The organism is Streptomyces sp. P17 (assembly GCF_032436805.1).
Lineage (GTDB): Bacteria > Actinomycetota > Actinomycetes > Streptomycetales > Streptomycetaceae > Streptomyces.
The window spans coordinates 29,576-50,680 of sequence record NZ_JAVRBF010000056.1 but is presented as its reverse complement, the minus strand read 5'-3'; the positions used below and the strand labels follow the sequence as shown (position 1 = coordinate 50,680).

The following is a 21,105-nucleotide window of genomic DNA, read 5'->3' as shown; positions in this document are numbered from 1 at the left end:
CCGCGCCCTATGCGAAGGTGCCGAGCAGCCGCCCGTACACCCCGAACACGCCGATCACCAGCGGGAACAGGGCCATCACGGCCACCGACTCCACCAGGTCCCCGGCACGCCGCAGCCGCACCCGCACATGCTCGGCCGGCTCCACGGCCAGCACCACCAGCGGTACGACGGCCAGGAGGCCGAGCGCGGCGACAGGCCTCGCGGCCGGGGAACGCTCACCCCATACCATGACGAGCCGCACCGCCACCAGCGCCGCCGCGACGAGCAGCGCCACAACCTCGGCGGTGAGCGGGAAGGCGCGGGCCCGCAGTGCCAGTGCCACGGCGATGACGATGCCCAGTGTCACGGTCCACACCGAAGTTTCACGCAGTACGAGGACCCCGGCCGCGCCCGCGGAGACGGCGAGGACGACGGTGGCGAGGGCCAGCCCACGGTGGGTGGCCGCGAGTGCGGTGCCTACCTGGTACCGGCTCACCGACACCCCACCCGTACGCCGGTCGTCCAGCCCGGTCAGCCCCGACGCCATCAGGGCAAGCCGCGGCAGCACCCCGAGGACCACGACGGACACCACGGCAAGCAACGCACCGACCCGGGCCTGCCCGGCGGCGGTCGCGGCCCCGCCCTGAAGCCCGAGGGCCGCCTCCCACACCACTACACAACCGACAACGGCCGCGGCACCGATCAGCGCCCCACGCCCCACCGGCGTGAACCACCCGGCCAGCGCCAGCGCGACGGCGATCACTCCCGCAACAGGCGCCAACCGCACGGCACTCGACCAGTCGTAGGCGTCGGCACAGGTCCAGATGCCCAGGACGGCCAGTACGGCGGCTGTGCTCAGCAGGGTGGCGGCGAGGGCGTGCCGTCGGGCCCGCCCGCACAGGACGCCGACGGCGGCAGCGGCGAGAGCGACCGCGAGCAGCCCCGCCCCGACGGCGGAGAGATCGAAGTGGCTCCGGGCCAGCAAGCCGGCGGCCAACGCCCACAAAACGGTGGCGCATCCGGCGACAGCCCGCCGCACCGCGGGCCGCCACCGCCACACCCGCAGGTCGAGATCGTCGGCGACCTCGTCGGTGACGTCATGGACGACGGGGGCCGACGGCGCGTCCTCGACCCGCACGAGCCGCAACACCGCCCCGTCGGACACACCGGCCGACTCCAGGGTGCTGTCGTGTGCGAGCGCGGACCCGTCCGGGATGATCAGATGCCGCAACTAGGGCCGTTCCCCAACCCGGTCGTCCAGCAGCCGCATGACCTCGGGCAGCAGCACCCCGATGGGCTCCCGCGACGGCAGTACGAGGTCCACCCGACGCCGCTCACCGACCAGGGTCACCCGGCTCAGCGCCGTACGACTGCCGGTCACCGAACGACTCGACCCCGGCGAACACCTTCCCCATTCGCTCGTCCAGCGACCGGCGCTGACGCTGCGCGCCGAAGAGGAGGGCGTCGCGGAGACGGCGACGGCGTACTGACACCGACTCCAGGAGCTGACTGTCGTAATCCTGCGCCGTCACGTCGGGAACTCACCCAGCCAGCTGTGCTCGACGAGATGCTTGGGGAGGTAGTCGGACTCCACCCCGAGCGCGACCTGCCCGTCATAGGCCCAGCAGGCCATCGCCAGCGGACCCAGGGCGATGCTGCCGTCGATGTTCGCCGCCCGTTCCTCGTTCAGCGTCCAGTACGCCCGGTGCAGCTTCAACGCCTCGATCAGGCCCGAGGCGAAGCCTTCCCAGTCGTTCGCGATCAAGCGGGAGAAGAGGTGGATCGGCGGATAGAGCACGCCGTCGAGTAGATCGCGGGGGGCGATGCGGGCCACGTCGGGGTGCGACATCTGCAACGTCGTGGTGAGCTTCTCCACCAGCCCGGGCCGCCGCAGCCAGTACGTCTGCAGCGTGTCCACCCAGTGGTAGATGTACTCGTCGTACTGCCCCTCTGGCGGCCGCAGCCGCTCCAGCGGGATCTCGCAGAGCTGAGTCATGCGCTGCGGCTCGCGGCAGATGACCGCCAGCCAGAACGCTTGCAGCCAGGCACCGGCGCTGGCGGTGGAGAGCGGGCCGACGGCCCGCAAGGTGCGCACCTTGCGGTCGATACGGCACTCGACCGTGCCCTCGCTCAGACCAGTCACAGCGAACAACGCAGACCCCAACTGCATAGCCGTGACCGCGGCTTCCCACGTCTCAACAGCCGCTGCGCGCGGGTCGATCACACACCGGGCACGCAGATTCATCACCGCCGTGGTGAACGTGAAGTCGGTCAGGCTGGGTGAGCCTTCGAGATCGTCGATCTCTTCGGCCAAGTCGGCCCCCAGCCGCTCCGCGAACTGCGCGGCATCTGGGCGCGGTGCGAGGTGTCGGGAGATCTGTACGGTCACGGAAGGGTCCCCCTGCTGATGTCAAACCGTCGGTACCGGAAGCCAGTGTACGTGCCTGCGTTTCTCTCGCCCTTGACGGCGACGTATTCCAGATTGCCGTTTCGAAGGGCCTTTCTGAGATCCGAGACGAGGTCGTGCTCACCGCGCTTCCTCATTGCCTGGAGGATGTCGAAGAAATATTCTCTACTACCCTGGGAGACTTGATGGCCATCTGAAAGGGTCCGTCTGCCGAGTTCGGTATCAGGACTGCTCTTGGCTTCGATTACAACTATTCGGCCGTCCTCATGTTTCCATACTTGGTCGAACTGGTCGTTACCGTTCCTTGGCCCCAGCAGTGGCTGTTTCTCGAAGCCCGGATAGTTCTCGGCTATGTAGTGATATTCAGCCGCTTTCTCGCCAAAAGCCTCGGTAGCGTCCCCCATCGCGGTATGCGATTCCTTGTACGCCCCCTTGGCCTCCCCCCACTGCGCCGCCGTATCGACGGTGCCGTGGAGCTCGTGGGTAGCGCCCGTCTGCGCCTTCCAGTCCGCGACGAGGTTGTCGTACTGGACGGCGGCATGGCGCTCCCATGCCGCATCTTCCAGAACTCGGAGCCTGTCCGCGCCCGTCACGGTGTCCGCGCCCACGCGGATGTAGCCGGCGTCGAGGAAGTGCGGCTTGGGCGGCTCGGGAACGTCCTTGGCACGAATCCACGGACCGTCGTCCGACAGTCGGGTGAGCTGCGGCGGCGTGTATCCGCTCTCGTCGTAGCGCTCCAGGAGCTTGCGAGTGCCGTCCTTGCGGTAGTAGTGCTCGCGATACCCGGGCTCGTGGTTGGCCCGGTAGACCTGGATCTCCTCGATCTGCTCCCGTGTGAGCGTTCCGCGCGGTCCGTAAGGATTGACTCCGTCACGCATGTGGCTCGGTCGCGGAACCTCCGAGTGCTGACCGGGGTTTCCACTGTCCGGGCCACCCGCACCCTCCAGGCCGCTGCCGCTGCCGCTGCCGCTGCCGCTGCCGCTGCCGCTGCCGCTGCCGCTGCCGCTGCCGCTGCCGCTGCCGCCGGTGCCGGTGCCGGCATGGCCGTCACCGACACCGCCGGAACCAGCCGAGCCGGGTGCCGCAGATCCGGTGACATGCGAGGTTCCGGCTCCGCCGGATGCTTCCCCTGAGGCGCGCGACGTCGCGCCAGCTCCAGCGAGCTCCCGCTCCCGCGCCGGTGCGGTCCCCTCAGCGAGGGATCGTTCCTGCCTTGGCGCCTCGCCCACGAGGTCGCCATGTTTGTCGTAGGCGATGAACCTGCCGTCCTCGATGACGAGTTTGGAACCATCGGAGAGTTCCAGCACGCTGTGCGGAGCGCTCAGGTCGGGGATGTCATCCACGCCGTGCAGGCCCGCGGCGACCTCGGCGATCTTCGGGATGGCATGCCCCGTCACCTTGACCGCCGCGCCCACCGGGTCGATGACCTCGCCGACCTTCCCGACCGTGTTGGCGACCTTCGCCGCCGTACCCGCCTTCCCCGCAGATGCCGCCTTCAGCGGGCCCGCGCCCAGCGTGAGGATGCTGAAGGTGACCATCCCCGCCGCGCGGGCCGGGTTCTCCTTCCACTGGTCCCAGGCGACGAAGCCCTTGGCGAACTCCTTGGCGTAGACCTTGCTTTCCTGGGCGAAGTCGGACGCGAAGACGCCGGTCGGCTGTTGGCCGCCGGACTCCATCAGGTAGGTCTCGGCGCCGATCACTGCGCGCACGATGCCTTCCCAGGACTGCGCGGCCGCGTCCGAGCCGTGGAAGCCGGCGAGCGTTGCGAGGCCGTCGACGGTGCCCCAGACGCCGTCGACGATGAACCCGTCCCAGACGTAGCTCTTGGCGTAGTAGCCGAGATCGTTCGGGTCCCACCAGTCGTGGTCCTGCGTGACCGGTGTCCCCCAGGGCAGTTCCTTCGCCTGGTCCAGTACCTCGGCGCTGTAGCCGTACAGCTCCGCGCCTCGGGGTATGAACTGCTTGGCCCCGGTGCCCAGGACGTACTGTGTGCCGCCGACCAGTGCCGTGATCTTGTTGTGGCAGGCGATCTCAGCGACGTAGAACTGCTCCTGGGCGACGTTGATGTCGTGCAGCAGGGACTGATGCTCGGCGACCTTGTCCCCGTCATCGGTCCAGTTCTCGTCGAACTCCCCGGCGTTGGTTTTCAGGCCGGCCACGAAACCGACCGCCTGCCGCTGCAGGGCTTCCAGCCGCTTGGCGATCGGCCCGACTTCGACGGCATACGACGACAGGGCCTCCACCACCATCGCGACCTTGTCCGCGTACGCGTCGGCGGTGTCCCGCACCGGCACGGTCGAGGCGAACAACTCCTCCGCCTCCGGCGCCTCGTAGAAGGCCGACAGGCCCTGGAACTGCCGGTGGGCTTCCCCGCCGGCCCGGCGGATACCGTCCCCCTCGACGCGCAACGCGTCGATATGCCGCTCCAACTCCCCCAGATCACCGGTGAACAGCGGGATCGACTCCGGCTGGATCACAGACGACCCGCCTTCCACCCGTCCGGCATATCGGGCCGGACAAGACCGGACGCCCGGTGCTGCGCCTCGGCCGCCATCTCCAGGTCGCCGTCCCGGTAGGCGACGGTGGCTTCCACGGCGCCGTTGACCGACTTGCCGACCCGCACGCCGATGAACTGCAACTCCTCCGCGGTGCCCGTGAGGAACTCCGCGAGGGCCGCGGCCACCAGCCCGGTCTGACCCTTGCGCTCCCGGCTCGCCCCGCCCGGCGCGAGCGTCCCGGCCGCCGTGGCCGCGCCCTCCATGTCGTCCGAGTACGCCTTGACGATGTCGTCCAGGACCGTCATCACGTCCCCGACGTTCGAGACGACGTGTCCGACCCCGGACGGCGAGATGTCCCACTTCGGCATGTGCCGACCCCCGTTCCAGAAACCGTCCGGCGTCAGCCGATGTTGTCGACGGCCGCCTTCGCCTTGGCCAGCGTCGACTGCGCGGTCCCGTCGTTGTTCTCCATCGTCGAGCGGACCAGCCGGATGATCTCGCGGACCTCCCCGGCCGCACGGTTCCAGCGCAGCTCCTTGCCGTGGTACTCGTCGGCGACGCCGTCCGCGGTGAAGTCGGCCATCGCGGCCTTCACGGCGTTGTCGCGGTCGGTGAGCACGCGCTCCAGCTGGCCGATGATGCCCGTCAAACTCATCTGCACCTCGGCCGAGGCGCCGGTGTCGTACGAACGGCGGTCGAGGCTCTGCCCCATGGTCGTGTTGATCTAGGTCATGAGCGGCTGCGAAAAGTCTGTCGCGCTGCTGTCTTGTGAGGTGGGCGACGTTCAACCAGGCCCCGCCCGCGACGGCCACGCCGGCCGCCGTGACGACGGCGCCGACCGGCACCAGGCGGCGCCGCCTGGGTCGACGATGCTGCACCATGTCCCCTCCGAGGGATCCGGGGACATAGATGCTTGCCTGTGCGGAGCGGGCCGTGGCGACGTTCGCGCAAACGTCTGTCGACGCCTTCGCCTCACCGGCGTTGCTACGACGGCTGCCCCAGCGACCGCTCCATGACCCGGGCCAGGTGGCGGGCGAAGACCTCCCGGGTGTCCGGCGTCAGCGTCCGCAGGACGATCAGGGCCGTGATCACGACATCGCAGAGTTCCGCCTGGACGTCGTCCCAGGTGTGCGTGACGCCCTTGCGCGGGTTCTGCCCGGTCGCCCCGATCACCGCCTCGGCGACCTCGCCGGCCTCCTCCGACAGCTTCAGGATGCGCAGGAGCAGCCCTTCCTGGCCGTCGACCGGACGGTTGGCGTCCAGCCAGGTCCACAGGTCGTTGATGCCGGCCCAGAGGTCGGCGGCGGGGTCGTCGTAGGCGGGAGGGATGGCCTGTTCAGTCATACGGGGAGACTGTCATGCCCTACTGACAGCGGGCCGCCTGCCGTCCGTGCCCCTACCGCGAGAACTCATCCTCGAACAGGGCCACCTGCTCGCCCTCCCGCTCCTCGCGCAGCCGCTTGTTGCGCATGCCCACGACGACGGCCGTACCCGCGGCGGTCGCCGCCAGCGCCGCCGGGACCATCCAGCCGCGGTCGAAGACATGGCCGAGGGCGTGGTCCAGGGACAGCCGCCCGGGGCCGGTGATCGCCAGGCCCGTCGCGGCCAGGCCCAGGGTCGCCGCGTACTCGTAGCCGCCGCCCGCGTTGAAGAAGCCGTTCGGGGTGTGCACCGCGGCCGCGCCCGCCATCGCGCCGGTGGCCGCGGCGCCCGCCGCCGGGGTCGCGAGACCGAGCGCCAGCAGCGTGCCGCCGCCCGCCTCGGCAAGCCCTGCCATCGTCGCGTTCGTCCGTCCGGGCCGGTATCCGACGGACTCCATGAACTTGCCGGTGCCCTCGATACCACCCCCGCCGAACCAGCCGAACAGCTTCTGCGCGCCGTGCGCGGCGAGCACTCCGCCGGCACCCAGCCGGAGCACAAGCAGACCCAGATCACGTCGGTCGTAAGAGCTCACGATGTCTCCCGGAACAGACAACAGGAACGGTCCCCTCCCGCGTGTCCACCGTCGCACCCCTCACACCAGGTGGGCCCGCCCGGGCCGCCGTTCGGGTGGCGCGGTGCCGGGAGCGGTGTGAGTCTGCCGTCATGACGATCCAACCGAAGAACCTCAGCGACCCGGTCGTCCGGGACTTCGTGACCGCGGTCAACCAGCACGACCGGGACGCCTTCATGGCCCTGCTCACCCCGGACGCGACCATGGCGGACGACGGCGCCGACCGGGACCTGGACGACTGGATCGACCGGGAGATCTTCCAGTCCAACGGCCACATGGAGGTCGACCGCGAGTCCGACGGCGGCCACGCCCTCATCGCCCGCTACCGCAACGACACCTGGGGCGAGATGCGCACGCGCTGGCGCTTCGAGGTCGACGACAGCGGAAAGATCAGCCGCTTCGAGACCGGGCAGGCGTAGAGCGGATTCGCAGGACCCCTTGCCCTGAAGCGCGCTCCAACTCCTGGCGTCTGCCCTCATGGAGACGGACTTCAGGGCCCTGGGCCGCACCGGCATCGACGTCAGCGCCCTCGGCTTCGGCTGCTGGGCCATCGGCGGTGAGTGGACCGCCCCGGACGGGCAGCCGCTGGGCTGGGGCCGGGTCGACGACGAGGAGTCCGTACGGGCCGTCCGGCGCGCCCCCGACCTCGGTGTCACCTTCTTCGACACCGCCGACACCGCCGACACCTACGGCGCCGGGCGCAGCGAGCGCGTCCTGGGCCGTGCGCTGGGCAAGCGCCGCGCCGATGTCGTCGTCGCGACCAAGTGGGGCAACGTCTTCGACGAGGAGACCCGGACCCTCACCGGCGGCGACGACTCGCCGGCGTACGCGCGCCGGGCCCTTACGGCGTCTCTGCGGCGCCTGGAGACGGATTACGCCGACTTGTACCAACTGCACCTGTCGGAGGCCGGTCCCGAGCGGACTGCCGAACTCCGCGAGGCCTGCGAGGAGTTCGTGCGCGAGGAGCTCATCCGGGCGTATGCCTGGAGCACCGACGACCCGGACCGCGCCGCCGTCCTCGCCGAGGGCGCGCACTGTGCGGCCGTACAGCATCGGCTCAATGTCCTCCAGGACGCGCCCGACATGCTCGCCCTCTGCGGTGAGCATGTGTACGGCAGCCGTCCACGGCGCGGTGCGCACCCCGCGGTCCCGCGCGGGGTCCACCCCCAACCCGCGCCGTGGAGCGGCTGCCGACTCCCCCCCTCGGTGTGGCCGGCGGAAGCTCTGTACTCCAACTGTGAAGCTCTTGTGGAGGAGAGTTGAGCATAAGCCGCCGACCGGCCGCAATGGAGCGGATGGTCAAATTCCGGATGTGCAAGTTGTGGAGGTGCCGGCTCAGCCGCGGCCCACGTACGGCATTGCCGTAGCCAGGACGGTCGCGAACTGCACATTCGCCTCCAGTGGCAGCTCCGCCATGTGCCGGACCGTGCGCGCCACATCGGCCACGTCCATCACGGGCTCGGGTGCCACCTCGCCGTTGGCCTGGAGCGCGCCCGTTCGCATGCGTGCCGTCATGTCGGTGGCAGCGTTGCCGATGTCGATCTGCCCCACCGCGATGCGGTGCGGCCGCCCGTCCAGCGACAGCGCCTTGGTCAGGCCCGTCAGCGCGTGCTTGGTCGCCGTGTAGGCGACGGAGTGCGGACGGGGCGTATGGGCGGAGATCGACCCGTTGTTGATGATCCGGCCGCCCTGTGGGTCCTGCTCCTTCATCTGCCGGAACGCCGCCTGCGCGCACAGGAACGCCCCGTTGAGGTTGGTGTCCACCACATGCCGCCAGGCGTCGTAGGGCAGCTCCTCCACCGGCACCCCGCCGGGCCCGAACGTCCCCGCGTTGTTGAACAGCAGATCGACCCGCCCGAACCGGTCCACCGTGGCGGCGAACAGCGCGGCCACGTCCTCGGGCCGTGACACATCCGTCCGTACGGCGAGCCAGGCGCCCTCGGGGATCAGCGCCGCCGTCTCCTCCAGGGTCTCGGTCCGCCGCCCCGCCAGCGCCACCGACCAGCCCGCGCGCAGCAGCTCCACGGCGACCGCGCGCCCGATGCCGGAGCCCGCGCCGGTCACCACGGCGGTCCTCGGCTTGCCCGTTTGCTTCGCGTTCATGGCCCCGCAGCGTACGGGAGGGTCCGCCATACGGAACTCATCTGTCCGCCATCCGGGTGTTGTGTACGCGCCAATCGCGAGTCGTCCCCGGCCACTCCAATGCCTGAGGCATTCATTCGTCAGGGGAGGACCGGATGACACTCGACGCACGTCCGTCACAGCACGCCCCAGAACTCCGCATCGCCGCCCGGCACTTGGGCCGACGCCGCTTCCTCACCGTCACGGGCGCGGCCGCCGCGCTCGCCTTCGCGGTGAACCTGCCGACGGCCGGTGTCGCCGGCGCCGCCGAACTCGACGCCGCGCAGATCACCGACGACCCGTTCACGCTCGGCGTCGCCTCAGGCGACCCGCTGCCCGGCTCCGTACTGCTGTGGACCCGTCTCGCGCCCGCCCCCTACCAACCCGACGGCGGACTGCCCGCCGAGCGCGTCACCGTGCACTGGGAGCTGGCCCGCGACGAGAACTTCCGCCGCACCGTCAGACGCGGCACCGCCACCGCGCACCCCGAGTTCCACCACACGGTCCATGTCGAGGTAGGCCACCTGGATGCGGACCGTGTCTTCTACTACCGCTTCCGCGTGGGCAGTTGGATCTCCGAGACCGGCCGCACCCGCACCGCCCCCGCCCCCGGCGCCCCCGGTTCGGGGCTCAAGCTCGCCGCCGTCTCCTGCCAGGCGTACCACGACGGTTACTTCACCCCGTACGGCCATCTCGCCGCCGACGACGTCGATGTCGTCTTCCACGTCGGCGACTACCTCTACGAGTACGCCGTCAACTCCGTGGGCGGCGCCCGCAACTACACCGACCGCGTCCTGCCCGCGCTCTTCAACCGCGAGACGATCACGCTGGAGGACTACCGGCTGCGGTACGCCCTCTACAAGTCCGACCCCGACCTGCGCGCCGCGCACGCCGCGCACCCCTTCGTCGTCACCTGGGACGACCACGAGACCGAGAACAACTACGCCGACGACACCCCCGAGAACAGCGTCCCGCCCGAGGAGTTCCTGCTGCGCCGGGCCTCCGCCTACCGCGCCTACTGGGAGCACCAGCCGCTGCGCCGCCCCCAGCTCCCCGAGGGCCCCGACATGCAGCTCTACCGGCGCCTGACCTGGGGCCGGCTCGCCCAGTTCGATGTGCTCGACACCCGGCAGTACCGCAGCAACCAGGCCTACGGCGACGGCGCCAAGGTCCCCGGGCCCGAGGTCGACGACCCGGCGCGCACGATGACCGGTGAGACACAGGAGCGGTGGCTGCTGGACGGCTGGCAGCGGTCGCGGGCAGTGTGGAACGTCGTCCCGCAGCAGGTCGTCTTCTCGCAGCGCAAGTTCGACCTGACCGAACCGTCCCGGGTCTCGATGGACGCCTGGGACGGCTACCGCGCCTCCCGGCGCCGCATCCTGGACGGCGCCGAGGCGGCCGGGGTGGAGAACCTGTTGGTGCTCACCGGCGATGTGCACGTCGGGTACGCCTTCGACATCAAGGACGACTTCGACGACCCGGCCTCGCGGGTGCGCGGCACCGAGATCGTGGCGACCTCGATCGCCAGCGGCCGGGACGGCGCCGACAAGCCCGCGAACTGGGACACGTACATGACCGCCAACCCGCACCTGAAGTTCTACAACGGCCGGCGCGGCTATGTGACCGTCGCGCTGGGCGAGCAGCAGGCGCGGGCGGACTTCCGGACGGTGCCGTACGTGACCACGCCGGGGGCGCCGGTCACGACGGCCGCGTCCTTCGTCACGGATGCGGGGGAGCCGGGGCTCAGGCCCGCGTGAGAGCGGGCTCGCCGGATTCGCCCTCGGGCTCTCCGGTCTCACTCGGGTAGCGGACGCCGACGCGGTCCCGGATCGCGTCGAGCGTCCGCATCACGGCGAGGGTGCCGTCCAGCGGGACGAGCGGGGACTCGGTCTCGCCGGCCCGCAGGGCGCGCATCACCTCGGCGGCCTCGTGGCGGAGGCTGCCCCGGGGTCCGTCGGCCGGGTCGGCGGTGACCTTCTCGGGGTCGCGGCCGTCCCGGTGCAGCACGAAGTGGTCCGGGAAGAAGAAGCCGTACGGGATGTCGATCCGGCCGCGCGAGCCGGTGACCGACGCCGAGGTCGCCGTACCGCCGATGATGGAGCAGTGCACCGAAGCGAGAGCGCCGCTCTCCCAGGTGAGCAGTGCTCCGGTCTGGAGATCGACGCCCTCGTCGGAGAGCGCTGCTCTCGCGACGATGTCCGAGGGCTCCCCGAGCAGCAGCTGGGCGAACGACACCGGATAGACCCCGAGATCGAGCAGCGCGCCGCCGCCCTGCAGCGGGTCGCGAAGGCGGTGTGAGGGCGGGAAGGGCCCGGCGAGCCCGAAGTCGGCCTGCACATGCCGCACTTCACCGATCGCGCCGTCGTCGACGAGGCTCTTGAGCCTGCGCACCAGCGGGTTGCAGTACATCCACATGGCTTCCATCAGGAAGCTCCCGCGCTCCTTGGCGAGCGAGACCAGCTCCTCCGCCTCACGCGCGTTCAGCGTGAACGCCTTCTCGCACAGCACGTTCCGCCCGGCCTCCAGGCACAGCCCCGCGGCCACCCGGTGCGCCGAGTGCGGGGTGGCGACGTAGACGACATCGATGTCCTCGTCCGCCGCGAGCGACGCCCAGTCGCCGTACGCCCGCTCGATCCCGAAGCGCTCCGCGAACCCGTCCGCCGACTCCTGCGAGCGCGAGGCCACCGCCACGACCTCCGCGTCCGGCATGTCCACCAGATCGGCCGTGAACGTGGCCGCGATCCCTCCGGTCGCCAGAATCCCCCAGCGCACCCTCTGCTCCGCCATCCCCGAGCCCCACCCTCGCTTCACTGACCCTCGGCACCTTGTTCGAGCTGAGAGCATAGGGGCCGGATCGCGAGGAGAGGGAGGGCACATGCCCGAGAGCGGGGCGTCCAGGGCATCCATACCGAACGAGGCGCAGGCGGCCGTACCGAAGACGGAACCGGCCGCCCGCGCCATGCGGCGCACCGGACTGCTGGTCACCTTCGTCCTCGGCGGACTGACCGCCACGCCCCCGCTGGCGATGGACATGTACCTCCCCGCCCTCCCGCAGGTCACCGAGGCCCTGACCGCGCCCGCCGCGACCGTCCAGCTCACCCTCACCGCCTGCCTGGCCGGCATGGCGCTCGGACAGCTCGTGGTCGGCCCGATGAGCGACCGGTGGGGCCGCCGGCGCCCGCTGCTCATCGGCCTCGCGGTGTACGTTTTCGCCACCGCCCTGTGCGCCGTCGCCCCCACGGTCGAGTTCCTGGTCGGCTTCCGGCTGGCGCAGGGCCTCGCGGGCGCCGCCGGGATCGTGATCGCGCGGGCCGTCGTCCGGGACCTGTACGACGGCGTGGCGATGGCCCGCTTCTTCTCCACGCTGATGCTGATCTCCGGGGTCGCGCCGATCGTGGCGCCGCTGATCGGCGGGCAGATCCTTCGGGTGACGGACTGGCGCGGCGTGTTCGTCGTCCTGACGGTGGTCGGGGCCCTGTTGGCCGTGCTGGTGTGGGCGCGGCTCCCGGAGACGCTGGCGCCGGCCGACCGCCACGAGGGGGGTGTCGGTGAGGCCCTGCGGTCGATGCGGGGGCTGCTGGCGGACCGGGCCTTCGCGGGCTACATGCTGACGGGTGGCTTCTCCTTCGCCGCGCTGTTCGCGTACATCTCGGCGTCGCCGTTCGTGATCCAGGAGATCTACGGCGCGTCCCCGCAGACCTTCAGTCTGCTGTTCGGCCTCAACTCGATCGGGCTGGTCCTGGTCGGCCAGATCAACGGCAAGGTCCTGGTGGGCCGGGTGAGCCTGGACGCCGTCCTGGCGGTCGGGCTCGGTGTGGTGGTGCTGGCGGCGAGCGCGCTGCTGGTGATGTCGACGGGGGTGGTCGGGGAGGTGGGCCTCGTCCCGGTGGCCGCGGCCCTGTTCGTGTTGATGTCGGCCATGGGTGTGACACTGCCCAACACCCAGACCCTCGCGCTGCTGCGGACGAAGCAGGCGGCGGGTTCGGCGTCCGCGCTGCTGGGTACGTCGTCGTTTCTGATCGGCGCGGTGGCCTCCCCGCTGGTGGGTGTCGCCGGGGAGGACACGGCCGTCCCGATGGCCGTCGTCCAACTGGCCGCCGCACTGGTGGCGTCGGCCTGCTTCATGGGAACGTGCCGTCCCTGGAACAGGCGTGCGAGCGTGGAGGGAGCGGGGAGCTGAGCGCACCGAGACTGCGCGGCGACACACCGGAGCGGGCGGGCCTCGACCCCGAGGAGCTCGATCGTCTGGTCGGCGAGGTCCAGGACCTCACGACGGGCGAGCGGCCCTGGGCGGCGGGCGCGGTGGTGATCGCCGGACGTGGACCCTGTGTGGCCGTGGAGGCGGCGGCGGGCTGGGCGGTTCGCCATGCCTCGTACAACTCGGAGGCGGACCGGGGCGTGGAGCTCCCGCCGGCCGCCCGCGTTCCGATGACCGTCTCGACAGCCTTCGATCTCGCCTCGCTCACGAAGCTGTTCACGGCGGTGGCCGCGGTGCAGCAGATCGAGCGGGGGACGCTGGGCATCGACGCGGAGGTGGGCGCGTATCTGCCGGAGTTCCGTGGGGCGGCGCGGTACGGGGTGACGGTGCGGCAGCTGCTGACGCACACGTCCGGGCTTCGGCCCGAGCTTCCGCTGTACGACTGCGCCGACGACGCGGAGCGGTTGGCTCGGCTGCGGGCGGAGGTGCCGATCGGGGTCCCCGGCACGTACTGCTACTCCGACCTGAACATGCTCCTGCTCCAGCACGTCCTGGAACGCATCACGGGCCGTGGCCTGGACGTCCTGATCCACGACGGCATCACCCGCCCCCTGGGCATGACCTCGACCCGCTTCGGCCCGTTCCCCGGTGCGGCGGCGACGGAGGACCAGCGGCGGCCGTGGGCGAAGGCGGACCGGGGGATGCTGCGGGGCGTGGTCCACGACGAGAACGCGTGGGCGCTGGGCGGCGTGGCGGGTCATGCGGGCCTGTTCTCCACGGCACCCGACCTGGCGGTGTTCTGCCGGACCCTGCTGACGGGCGGCTCCTACGGCCCCGCCCGCATCCTCGGCCCCGACTTCGTCGAACTCCTCCTGACCCCACCGGGTCTCGGCTTCGCCCTGGACCAGGAGTGGTTCATGGGGGAGCTGGCGGGCCGGGGCGCGGCGGGCCACACCGGCTTCACCGGAACGATGCTCGTCCTGGACCGGGCGACGGACACCTTCCTGGTCCTGCTGGCGAACACGGTGCATCCGCGAAGACGGGCGGCGGACAGCCGCCCCAGGGCGGCAGCCGGGACCCGGGTGGCGCGGGCGGTACGGGAGCGGTGACGCGCATCAAGCGACGCCGTCGGGAAGCGTGAGGTCTCCGGTGAGGATTCCGCGGTTCTGTTCCCCGACGTCCTGCCGGTAGGTGATCTGCTGCCCCTGGTAGGGGATGGCGAAGCCGCGATGTCCGCCGGATCAACAAGCCCCGGATATGCACCGCTACGGACCGCGCACACCAACAGCCGGACATATCGGAACCCGCATGCGGTGCGGAGGGCCACCGCAGGCCGGATTAGAATCGGCGGGTGAACGACCCCGTAGCCCCGGCCGACACCCTGCGTACCGCCCTTGCCGGTCTCCTCGACGGGCTTCCGCCCCGGCAGGCCGCCGCCGCGGTGGAGCGGCTGATCGCCAGTTATCGCGGGGCCACCCCGACTCACGCCCCGATCCTCCGCGACCGCGCGGACGTGGTCGCGTACGCCGCCTACCGGATGCCCGCCACGTTCGAGGCGGTGCATGCCGCGCTGGAGGCGTTCGCGGACGCCGCCCCCGCATGGGCCCCGGACAGTCACATCGACGTCGGCGGCGGCACCGGCGCCGCGACCTGGGCCGTCACCGCCACCTGGTCCGGCCGCCGCCCCGTCACCGTCCTCGACTGGGCCGAGCCCGCCCTCGCCCTCGGCCGCGAGATCGCCGCCGCCCACCCGGACCTGCACGACGTCCGCTGGCAGCGCTCTCGTATCGGAGCAGCGCTCTCCCTGGAGAGCACCGATCTCATCACCATCTCCTACGTCCTCAACGAGCTCGCGGAAAACGACCGCGCCACCCTCGTCGACGCCACCGCCTCCGCCGCCCAGGCCGTCGTCATCGTCGAACCCGGCACCCCCGACGGCTACACCCGCGTCATCGAGGCCCGGGACCGCCTGATCACCGCCGGCTTCCACATCGCCGCCCCCTGCCCGCACAGCGCCGCCTGCCCCATCACCCCGGGCAGCGACTGGTGCCACTTCTCGACGAGGGTCAGCCGCTCCTCCCTCCACCGCCAGGTCAAGGGCGGCTCCCTCCCCTACGAGGACGAGAAGTTCGCCTACGTCGCCGCCACCCGCTTCCCCACCACCCCGGCCCCCGCCCGCATCGTCCGCAAACCCCAGATCCGCAAGGGCCAGGTCATCCTCGACCTCTGCGAGACCGACCCGGGCCTCGCCCGGACGACGGTCACCAAACGCCACGGCGACCTCTACAAGGCGGCCCGCGACGCGGACTGGGGCGACGCCTGGCCTCCGGCCGAGGGCTAGAACGAGACGCTCCGTCTTGTCAGCCTGGTAAATTCGAGCCATGGCCAAGAACCTCGCCCCGGACTCCACCCGCCGCAGTGAGAAGTCCCGCCGCGCCATCTACGACGCCGCCCTCGCCCTCGTCGGGGAGGTCGGCTACCCCAGGACCACCATCGAGGGCATCGCCGCTCGGGCCGGCGTCGGCAAGCAGACGATCTACCGGTGGTGGTCCTCCAAGGCCGAGGTGCTCATGGAAGCCTTCCTCGACCTGGGGGAGCAGTCGAGCCGGGACGCCGGCCAGGAGCCGTACGCCATCCCCGACACCGGAGACCTCGCCGCCGACCTCAAGGCCGTGCTCCGCGCCACCGTCGACGAGCTCAAGGACCCGCGCTTCGAGGTGCCCTCCCGTGCCCTCGCCGCCGAGGGCGTCGTCAACGAGCAGCTCGGGCGGCAGTTCGTGACCAAGCTGCTCGAACCCTCGCTCCAGCTCTACGTCGAGCGGCTGCGCTCCGCCCAGGCCGCCGGCCAGGTGCGCCCGGAGATCGACCCGCGGATCGCGCTCGAACTGTTCGTCTCGCCTCTCGCCCAGCGCTGGCTCCAGTACTCCGGGCCCTTCTCCCACGAGTACACCGACACCCTCGTCGACTACGCCCTCAACGGACTCGCACCCCGCTGAGCCGCCCCGGCGCGTCCGTGATCACCCCGTCGCAGGCCAGCGCCAGCGCCCGGTCCCGCTGGGCCGGGGTCACCACCGTGTGCGCCCACACCCGGGGGATCCCGGACCGCACCGCCCGCCGCGGATCCGCGTCCCGGGCGCGGTGGTCCGTCCAGCACGTCCACGTACGACCGCCAGCGGGCAGGGCGGTCCGTGCGCAGCTGACGGGCCGAGCGCCACAGCTGGGACAGCAGGCCCAGGGCCTCGGCGCGGCGGGCCACCGCCGGGTCGTTCGTCTTCACCAGCACCGAGCGGGCCAGGTCCCGGCCGCGGATCAGTGCCGCCAGGCGGTCCAGGCTCCCCGGGTCCTTCACCTCCAGCATCAGCAGGATCGGCCCGCCGAACCGGTCCAGCACCTCCGCCACCGTCGGCGGCCGCTCCGGACGCCAGCGGCCCGGCAGCGACGGCGCCGGGCGCAGCCGTACCGCCCGCCAGCCGTGGGAGTCCAAGGTCCGCACCGCGCCGGACCGGTGTGTCGTCCGGTCCAGGGTCGGATCGTGGAACACCACCGGCGTGCCGTCGCGCAGAGCGCGCGTGTCGAAGTCCAGGACCTGTGCCGTCCCGCGCGCGTACGCCGCCGTCAGGCCCGCCATGCTGTTCTCGGGAACCTCGCGGGCGCCGCCGCGGTGGGCGACATGCGTGATGCGGGGGAGCGCGTCGACGGTCAGGGGGCCCGTGCCCCACGCCAGTGGGGTCGGCGGCATGGACAGGGAAGCAGTCGGGGCCGTCACCGCGAGCCATGTGACCATGACGACCACGGTAGGGGCGTAAATCACGGCAAAGCGTGCAATGGCACTCGATCCCGGGCCTCGCCCCACCTACCCCTGTTGTCGGCTACGGCCCCCCGGAGCGCACGATGGTGGGACCATAGGGCATGCTGTTCCGCACGACAGCGAGGCGAGGGGATAGATGAGCGCGGAGTTCGGCGACCGAGGCCTGCAGGGCAAACTCTCCCGGTGGCTGCGCGGCCGCCGCCCCCAGCAGACCGCCGACGACGGCGGTCGTGAGGCTCTGCTGCTCGCCGCCGCCTCGGCGGGACTGCCGCTCGCGCCCGCCGCGTACCCGGCGCCCGGCTACCGCTGTTCCTGTGACCGCGTCGGCTGTCCGACCCCCGCCCAGCACCCGGTGTCGTTCGCCTGGCAGACGCAGTCCACCACCGACCGCGGCCAGATCGAGCGCTGGGCCCGCCACCAGCCGCAGGCCAACTTCATCACCGCCACCGGCATGGTCCACGACGTCCTGGACGTCCCCCTGGAGGCCGGCCGCGAGGCCCTCACCCGGCTCCTCGACGCCGGTATCGAGGTCGGCCCCGTCGCCGAGAGCGACGCGGGACGCCTGCTCTTCTTCACCCTCACCCGCGGCACCCCCGAGGACGAGGACGAGTGGTGGCCCTGCGAACTGGACTGCCACCCCGAGACGATGGACGAGCATCCGGGTCTACGGTGGCACTGCCGCGGTTCGTACGTCCTCGTGCCGCCCGCCCGGCTCACCGGTGACGACCAGCATGTGCGCTGGGTACGCGGGCCCGAGCATCCTCTCCCGGACCCGCTGAGCCTGCTGGAGGTCCTCACCGACTCCTGCGCCCGCCACGCCGGCCAGGACTCCGACCACCCGCACGCCGCCTGGCCCTCGCGCCGCTGAACCCGAGGGATCTACTCGCCCTTCGCGCCCGTCAGGCCCTCGATCCGGCCCAGTATCGACACGTCTCCGCCGCCGCTCGCCGGGTCCAGCGCCACCTCGTTCGAGACGAACTCCATCGTCAGCGACTGCTTGATCTCGCCCGTCGTCAGGGCCTGCACATCCTTGTTCGGGGTGGGCACCGCGGTGCCCGGCGCCGCCGTCTGCTTCTGGAAGTGGTGCGTGGTGAAGAACACCAGCGCCCCGCCGTCCGCCGTGCGCAGCGCCAGCGGCGCGTAGTCGCCCTCGGTCAGCGGCTCGTCGATGTACTGCGTGACCAGCCCCGGCCGTTCGGCGTTCTTCGCGCGCTTCTCCCGCCAGCCGGAGGTGTGGCTGCCGTCCGCGAAGGTCTCGCCGCCGTTCTTCAGGTAGGCCGTGTAGTCCTTGCTCAAGTCGCTGGGGGCGATGGCGAGTTCGGTGGACTTCGCGTCGACCGCCTCGGCCCAGCCGTCCTTGTCCTTCTTGAACTCCGGCATCTTGTCCGGGGCCACCAGCGTCAGATACGCGGCCTCCCACGGGTCGTCGAGACCGTCCCGGGTGAACACCAGCAGCCAGCGGGAGTCACCGCCGCGGTTGCCCTGGGCGTCGGCCAGGAACCAGCGCGGCCAGCCCGGCTTCTTGGGGATCGTGAACTCGGCGTCCGTGAACTCCAGTGGGGAGTGCCCGGTGTTGCCGTCCGGGTTGTTGACACGGCCCGCCTTCAGCCGCGCCGCGTCGATGTCACCGAGCGCGCCGGTGACATGGTCGGCGTCCAGGGAACTGTCGTACGCCTTGTCGGCCGCGTTGTACGCCGCCGTGAAGTCCTTCAGCGCCTCGGCCGCCTCGGCCCGGGTGGCGGCGGGGATCAACTCCCGTTCCCCGTGCACCACCACGCACCCGCTCGCCGTCAACGACAAAGCGGTCACGGAGGCCGCTACCAGCACCCTCCGGTCAAGCCTGCGGAGCCTTCGAGGGCCGCGATCCGTGCTCATCGGGTTGCTTCACCTTCCCCTTCCCGGAGGCGAACCCTACCGGGGCGAGGAACAGCGCGAGCGTCGGGATCAGGTACAGCAGCCACACCGTGACCTGGAGGACGGTCGGATCCGGCCGGAGTCGAACACACCCTTCAGCAGAGTGCCGTACCAGCTGTCCGGCGGGATGGTCCCGGTGAGGTCGAAGGCCTTGTCGGTCAGGCCCGGCAGCCAGTCGGCCTCCTGCAGGTCATGGAAGCCGTACGCCAGCACACCGGCCGCGACCACGACCAGCATGCCGCCGGTCCAGGTGAAGAACCTCGCCAGATTGATCCTGAGGGCGCCGCGGTAGAACAGCCGGCCCAGGAACACCGCGGTGGCAGGCCCAGCCCCGCGCCGATCACCGGGTCCGAGGAGCCGTCCCCGGCCGCCCGCACCGACGTCCACACGAACCGCCTTCTCCCTTTTCCGTGCACCCCGTTACGGCGGTCAGGGCCGCCGCGACGGCGGTGGCGGCGACAGCGGTGAGTCTGGCGGGGCGCATGGGTGCTCCTGGTGGCCGAAAAGTGTCCGTGAAGAGCCAGGTGCCCGCCGAAGGGCAGTGGCGGCGGGCCGCCGAGGAGGTGACCCGGGCGCACGAGCACCGCATGCGAGGGCTCGCGGGCACCCCGATGCCCCGGACGCCGAACGCCAACGGGCCGCCGTGGAAAGGGCGTACGCCGGCACGATCGCCTCGCTGCCGTACGGCGTGGGTCCCACCCGCTTCTGGAGCCTTCCCGGCACCCCCGCGACCTGGGACGACCTCGCCGCCCGGGTGATGTTTCAATGCCCCCGTGACTGACTACGACGTGCTGCGCGTCTTCTGTGCGCCGAACGGCGGCTACGGCAATGAACTGGGCGTCGTCCGTGAGGGATCCGTGCTGCCCGAGCGGAGCGACCGGCAGGCGTTCGCGGCGAAGCTCGGGTTCAGCGAGACGGTGTTCGTGGACGACCCCGAGCGGGGGGTCATCGACATCTACACGCCCAGCGTGCGGCTGCCGTTCGCCGGGTACCCCTGCGTGGGCGCGGCCTGGCTGCTGGACGTGCCGGAACTGGTCACGCCGGCCGGGGTGGTCGGGGCCCGGCAGGACGGGGAGTTCTGCTGGATCGAGGCCCGGGCGGAGTGGGCTCCGGCGCGGACGCTGCGGCAGTACGGATCGGCCGCCGAGGTCGACGCGCTGCCGGTTCCCGAGCCCGGGGAGTGGATCTATGCCTGGGCATGGGAGGACGAGTCCGCGGGCCGCATCCGCGCGCGCGGCTTCCCCGGCCGGGGCGACGGCATCGACGAGGACGAGGCGACGGGAGCGGCGGCCCTGCTCCTGACGGAACACCTGGGCCGCGCCCTCAACATCACGCAGGGCACGGGCTCCCAGATGCTGACGGCTCCGCAGCCGGGGGGCTGGGTGGAACTCGGGGGCCGGGTCTACCTCGAACGCTGACCCCCTGACCCCCGGTCACGCCGACAGGCGGAACTCCTCCCCGAGCGCCCGGAACACCGCCGTGTTCAAGGCGAACGCCTTCTTGCACTCCGTCACGATCCGCTGCTTCTCCAGGTCGTCCGCCCGGACCGCGTCCAGCAGTTCCCGGTAACCGCGCTTGAAGGCCGCCGGGTTGGTGATCTCCTCGAAGACGTAGAAGCGGACGCCGTCGCCCTTCTTCTCGAAGCCCCAGGTCTTCTCCGCTTTGTCGCGGATGATCTGGCCGCCGGAGAGATCGCCGAGGTAGCGGGTGTAGTGATGGGCGAGGTAGCCGCCCGGCCACTGCCGCGCGCACTCGCGGACCCGGTCCGCGTACGCCCGCGTCGCCGGAAGCGCCGACACCCCGGCCCGCCACTCCGGCCCCCGCAGATGCGCCAGGTCCTTCTCCAGCGCGGGCAGCCGGAACAGCTCCGGCTGGATGAACGGCCCCGCCACCGGATCCGACGCCAGCCTCTCGGCCCCGCCCTCCAGTGCCTCGTAGACGAACCACAGCTGCTCGGTGTAGCGCGCGTACGCGTCGACGCCGAGGCGGCCGCCGAGCAGGTCGCTCATGAACGTCGAGGTCTCGGCCTCCACGTGCTGCTCGTGCGAGGCGGTGCGGATGACTGTCGAGAAGGAGTCCATGCGGAACATCCTTTAAGGTAAGGCTTACCTAAGTCAATAGGTTTGCCGACGCTCTGTCGGTAAAAGCGTACAAGAAAAGACCCGCCCCCAGCAGGTGACGGGTCTC

20 protein-coding genes and 4 pseudogenes are annotated in these 21,105 nt (G+C 71.1%); 11 read left to right on the top strand and 13 right to left on the bottom strand.

Translation table 11 applies throughout. The annotated features are described in order from the left end of the window. Nucleotides 1-7 precede the first annotated feature (7 nt). Nucleotides 8-1,339 (bottom strand): annotated as a pseudogene (gene eccD / locus RMT89_RS30600) (type VII secretion integral membrane protein EccD). Here eccD and RMT89_RS30595 point away from each other — a divergent pair. Next, on the top strand, nt 1,248-1,469 hold the full coding sequence (locus RMT89_RS30595; RefSeq protein WP_315887026.1) for a hypothetical protein: 222 nt from the start codon (nt 1,248-1,250) through the stop codon (nt 1,467-1,469). The pseudogene eccD and the gene RMT89_RS30595 sit on opposite strands and share 92 nt — an antisense overlap. Before the next feature lie 38 nt (nt 1,470-1,507). Here the strand turns inward: RMT89_RS30595 and RMT89_RS30590 are convergent, their stop codons facing one another. From RMT89_RS30590 to RMT89_RS30565, 6 genes are all read right to left on the bottom strand, one after another. After that, nucleotides 1,508-2,368, bottom strand: a complete 861-nt coding sequence (locus tag RMT89_RS30590; RefSeq protein ID WP_315887017.1) for an immunity 49 family protein — start codon at nt 2,366-2,368, stop codon at nt 1,508-1,510. Beyond that, nucleotides 2,365-4,863 carry a hypothetical protein gene (locus tag RMT89_RS30585; RefSeq protein WP_315887016.1) on the bottom strand — a complete coding sequence of 833 codons (2,499 nt, stop codon included), beginning with the start codon at nt 4,861-4,863 and terminating at the stop codon, nt 2,365-2,367. The genes RMT89_RS30590 and RMT89_RS30585 overlap by 4 nt, the downstream gene beginning before the upstream one ends. Beyond that, complete coding sequence (locus tag RMT89_RS30580; RefSeq protein WP_315887015.1) at nt 4,860-5,252, bottom strand: DUF6507 family protein; 393 nt, start codon at nt 5,250-5,252, stop codon at nt 4,860-4,862. The genes RMT89_RS30585 and RMT89_RS30580 overlap by 4 nt, the downstream gene beginning before the upstream one ends. Before the next feature lie 32 nt (nt 5,253-5,284). Next, nucleotides 5,285-5,596 carry a pore-forming ESAT-6 family protein gene (locus tag RMT89_RS30575; RefSeq protein WP_315887014.1) on the bottom strand — a complete coding sequence of 104 codons (312 nt, stop codon included), beginning with the start codon at nt 5,594-5,596 and terminating at the stop codon, nt 5,285-5,287. A 272-nt stretch (nt 5,597-5,868) separates the two neighbouring features. Then, on the bottom strand, nt 5,869-6,228 hold the full coding sequence (locus RMT89_RS30570; protein ID WP_315887013.1) for a MazG-like family protein: 360 nt from the start codon (nt 6,226-6,228) through the stop codon (nt 5,869-5,871). Nucleotides 6,229-6,280: 52 nt separating this feature from the next. Then, a complete protein-coding gene (locus RMT89_RS30565) occupies nt 6,281-6,838 on the bottom strand; it encodes a DoxX family protein (RefSeq protein ID WP_315887012.1) in 558 nt (185 codons plus the stop codon). Nucleotides 6,839-6,969: 131 nt separating this feature from the next. Between RMT89_RS30565 and RMT89_RS30560 the strand changes: the two genes are divergently transcribed. Further along, on the top strand, nt 6,970-7,296 hold the full coding sequence (locus RMT89_RS30560) for a nuclear transport factor 2 family protein (protein ID WP_315887011.1): 327 nt from the start codon (nt 6,970-6,972) through the stop codon (nt 7,294-7,296). A gap of 58 nt (nt 7,297-7,354) precedes the next feature. Continuing rightward, nucleotides 7,355-7,981 (top strand): annotated as a pseudogene (locus RMT89_RS30555) (aldo/keto reductase); the annotation flags it as partial. Nucleotides 7,982-8,212: 231 nt separating this feature from the next. Here RMT89_RS30555 and RMT89_RS30550 read toward each other — a convergent pair. Then, nucleotides 8,213-8,980 (bottom strand): SDR family oxidoreductase, encoded by a 768-nt coding sequence (locus RMT89_RS30550; protein ID WP_315887010.1) that lies wholly within the window; start codon nt 8,978-8,980, stop codon nt 8,213-8,215. Nucleotides 8,981-9,114: 134 nt separating this feature from the next. Here RMT89_RS30550 and RMT89_RS30545 point away from each other — a divergent pair, with 134 nt between their 5' ends. Further along, entirely contained in the window at nt 9,115-10,755 is a 1,641-nt protein-coding gene (locus RMT89_RS30545) for an alkaline phosphatase D family protein (RefSeq protein WP_315887009.1), read from the top strand. Here RMT89_RS30545 and RMT89_RS30540 read toward each other — a convergent pair. After that, the gene (locus RMT89_RS30540) at nt 10,742-11,785 is read right to left on the bottom strand and encodes a Gfo/Idh/MocA family oxidoreductase (protein WP_315887008.1); all 1,044 of its coding nucleotides are present in this window, start codon (nt 11,783-11,785) and stop codon (nt 10,742-10,744) included. The genes RMT89_RS30545 and RMT89_RS30540 overlap by 14 nt on opposite strands. Nucleotides 11,786-11,873: 88 nt before the next feature. On the opposite strand from RMT89_RS30540, the gene RMT89_RS30535 reads away from it, so the two are divergent. The 4 genes from RMT89_RS30535 to RMT89_RS30520 all read left to right on the top strand — a co-directional run bounded on the left by RMT89_RS30535 (nt 11,874) and on the right by RMT89_RS30520 (nt 16,192). Continuing rightward, a complete protein-coding gene (locus tag RMT89_RS30535; protein WP_315887007.1) occupies nt 11,874-13,178 on the top strand; it encodes a multidrug effflux MFS transporter in 1,305 nt (434 codons plus the stop codon). After that, nucleotides 13,130-14,305: a serine hydrolase domain-containing protein gene (locus RMT89_RS30530; RefSeq protein WP_315887006.1), complete on the top strand. Its 1,176-nt coding sequence runs from the start codon at nt 13,130-13,132 to the stop codon at nt 14,303-14,305. The genes RMT89_RS30535 and RMT89_RS30530 overlap by 49 nt, the downstream gene beginning before the upstream one ends. A gap of 242 nt (nt 14,306-14,547) precedes the next feature. Beyond that, nucleotides 14,548-15,537 carry a small ribosomal subunit Rsm22 family protein gene (locus RMT89_RS30525; protein ID WP_315887005.1) on the top strand — a complete coding sequence of 330 codons (990 nt, stop codon included), beginning with the start codon at nt 14,548-14,550 and terminating at the stop codon, nt 15,535-15,537. Nucleotides 15,538-15,577: 40 nt separating this feature from the next. After that, complete coding sequence (locus RMT89_RS30520; protein ID WP_315887004.1) at nt 15,578-16,192, top strand: TetR/AcrR family transcriptional regulator; 615 nt, start codon at nt 15,578-15,580, stop codon at nt 16,190-16,192. Here RMT89_RS30520 and RMT89_RS30515 read toward each other — a convergent pair. Continuing rightward, nucleotides 16,170-16,980, bottom strand: a pseudogene (locus RMT89_RS30515) (glycerophosphodiester phosphodiesterase). The gene RMT89_RS30520 and the pseudogene RMT89_RS30515 overlap by 23 nt on opposite strands. A 160-nt stretch (nt 16,981-17,140) precedes the next feature. Here RMT89_RS30515 and RMT89_RS30510 point away from each other — a divergent pair. Further along, the gene (locus RMT89_RS30510; protein ID WP_315887003.1) at nt 17,141-17,872 is read left to right on the top strand and encodes a bifunctional DNA primase/polymerase; all 732 of its coding nucleotides are present in this window, start codon (nt 17,141-17,143) and stop codon (nt 17,870-17,872) included. Nucleotides 17,873-17,883: 11 nt separating this feature from the next. Here RMT89_RS30510 and RMT89_RS30505 read toward each other — a convergent pair whose 3' ends face one another. Continuing rightward, the gene (locus RMT89_RS30505) at nt 17,884-18,879 is read right to left on the bottom strand and encodes a hypothetical protein (protein WP_315887002.1); all 996 of its coding nucleotides are present in this window, start codon (nt 18,877-18,879) and stop codon (nt 17,884-17,886) included. Further along, a pseudogene (locus RMT89_RS30500) lies at nt 18,839-19,313 on the bottom strand (FTR1 family protein); the annotation flags it as partial. The pseudogene RMT89_RS30500 and the gene RMT89_RS30505, both read right to left, overlap by 41 nt. Before the next feature lie 248 nt (nt 19,314-19,561). Between RMT89_RS30500 and RMT89_RS30495 the strand changes: the two are divergent. Together RMT89_RS30495 and RMT89_RS30490 are read left to right on the top strand one after the other, a co-directional pair. Beyond that, nucleotides 19,562-19,699 carry a hypothetical protein gene (locus RMT89_RS30495; protein ID WP_315887001.1) on the top strand — a complete coding sequence of 46 codons (138 nt, stop codon included), beginning with the start codon at nt 19,562-19,564 and terminating at the stop codon, nt 19,697-19,699. After that, the gene (locus RMT89_RS30490; RefSeq protein ID WP_315887000.1) at nt 19,692-20,336 is read left to right on the top strand and encodes a PhzF family phenazine biosynthesis protein; all 645 of its coding nucleotides are present in this window, start codon (nt 19,692-19,694) and stop codon (nt 20,334-20,336) included. The genes RMT89_RS30495 and RMT89_RS30490 overlap by 8 nt, the downstream gene beginning before the upstream one ends. Before the next feature lie 15 nt (nt 20,337-20,351). On the opposite strand, the gene RMT89_RS30485 is transcribed toward RMT89_RS30490, so the two are convergent. Next, entirely contained in the window at nt 20,352-20,999 is a 648-nt protein-coding gene (locus tag RMT89_RS30485; RefSeq protein ID WP_315886999.1) for a biliverdin-producing heme oxygenase, read from the bottom strand. Between the last annotated feature and the right edge of the window lie 106 nt (nt 21,000-21,105).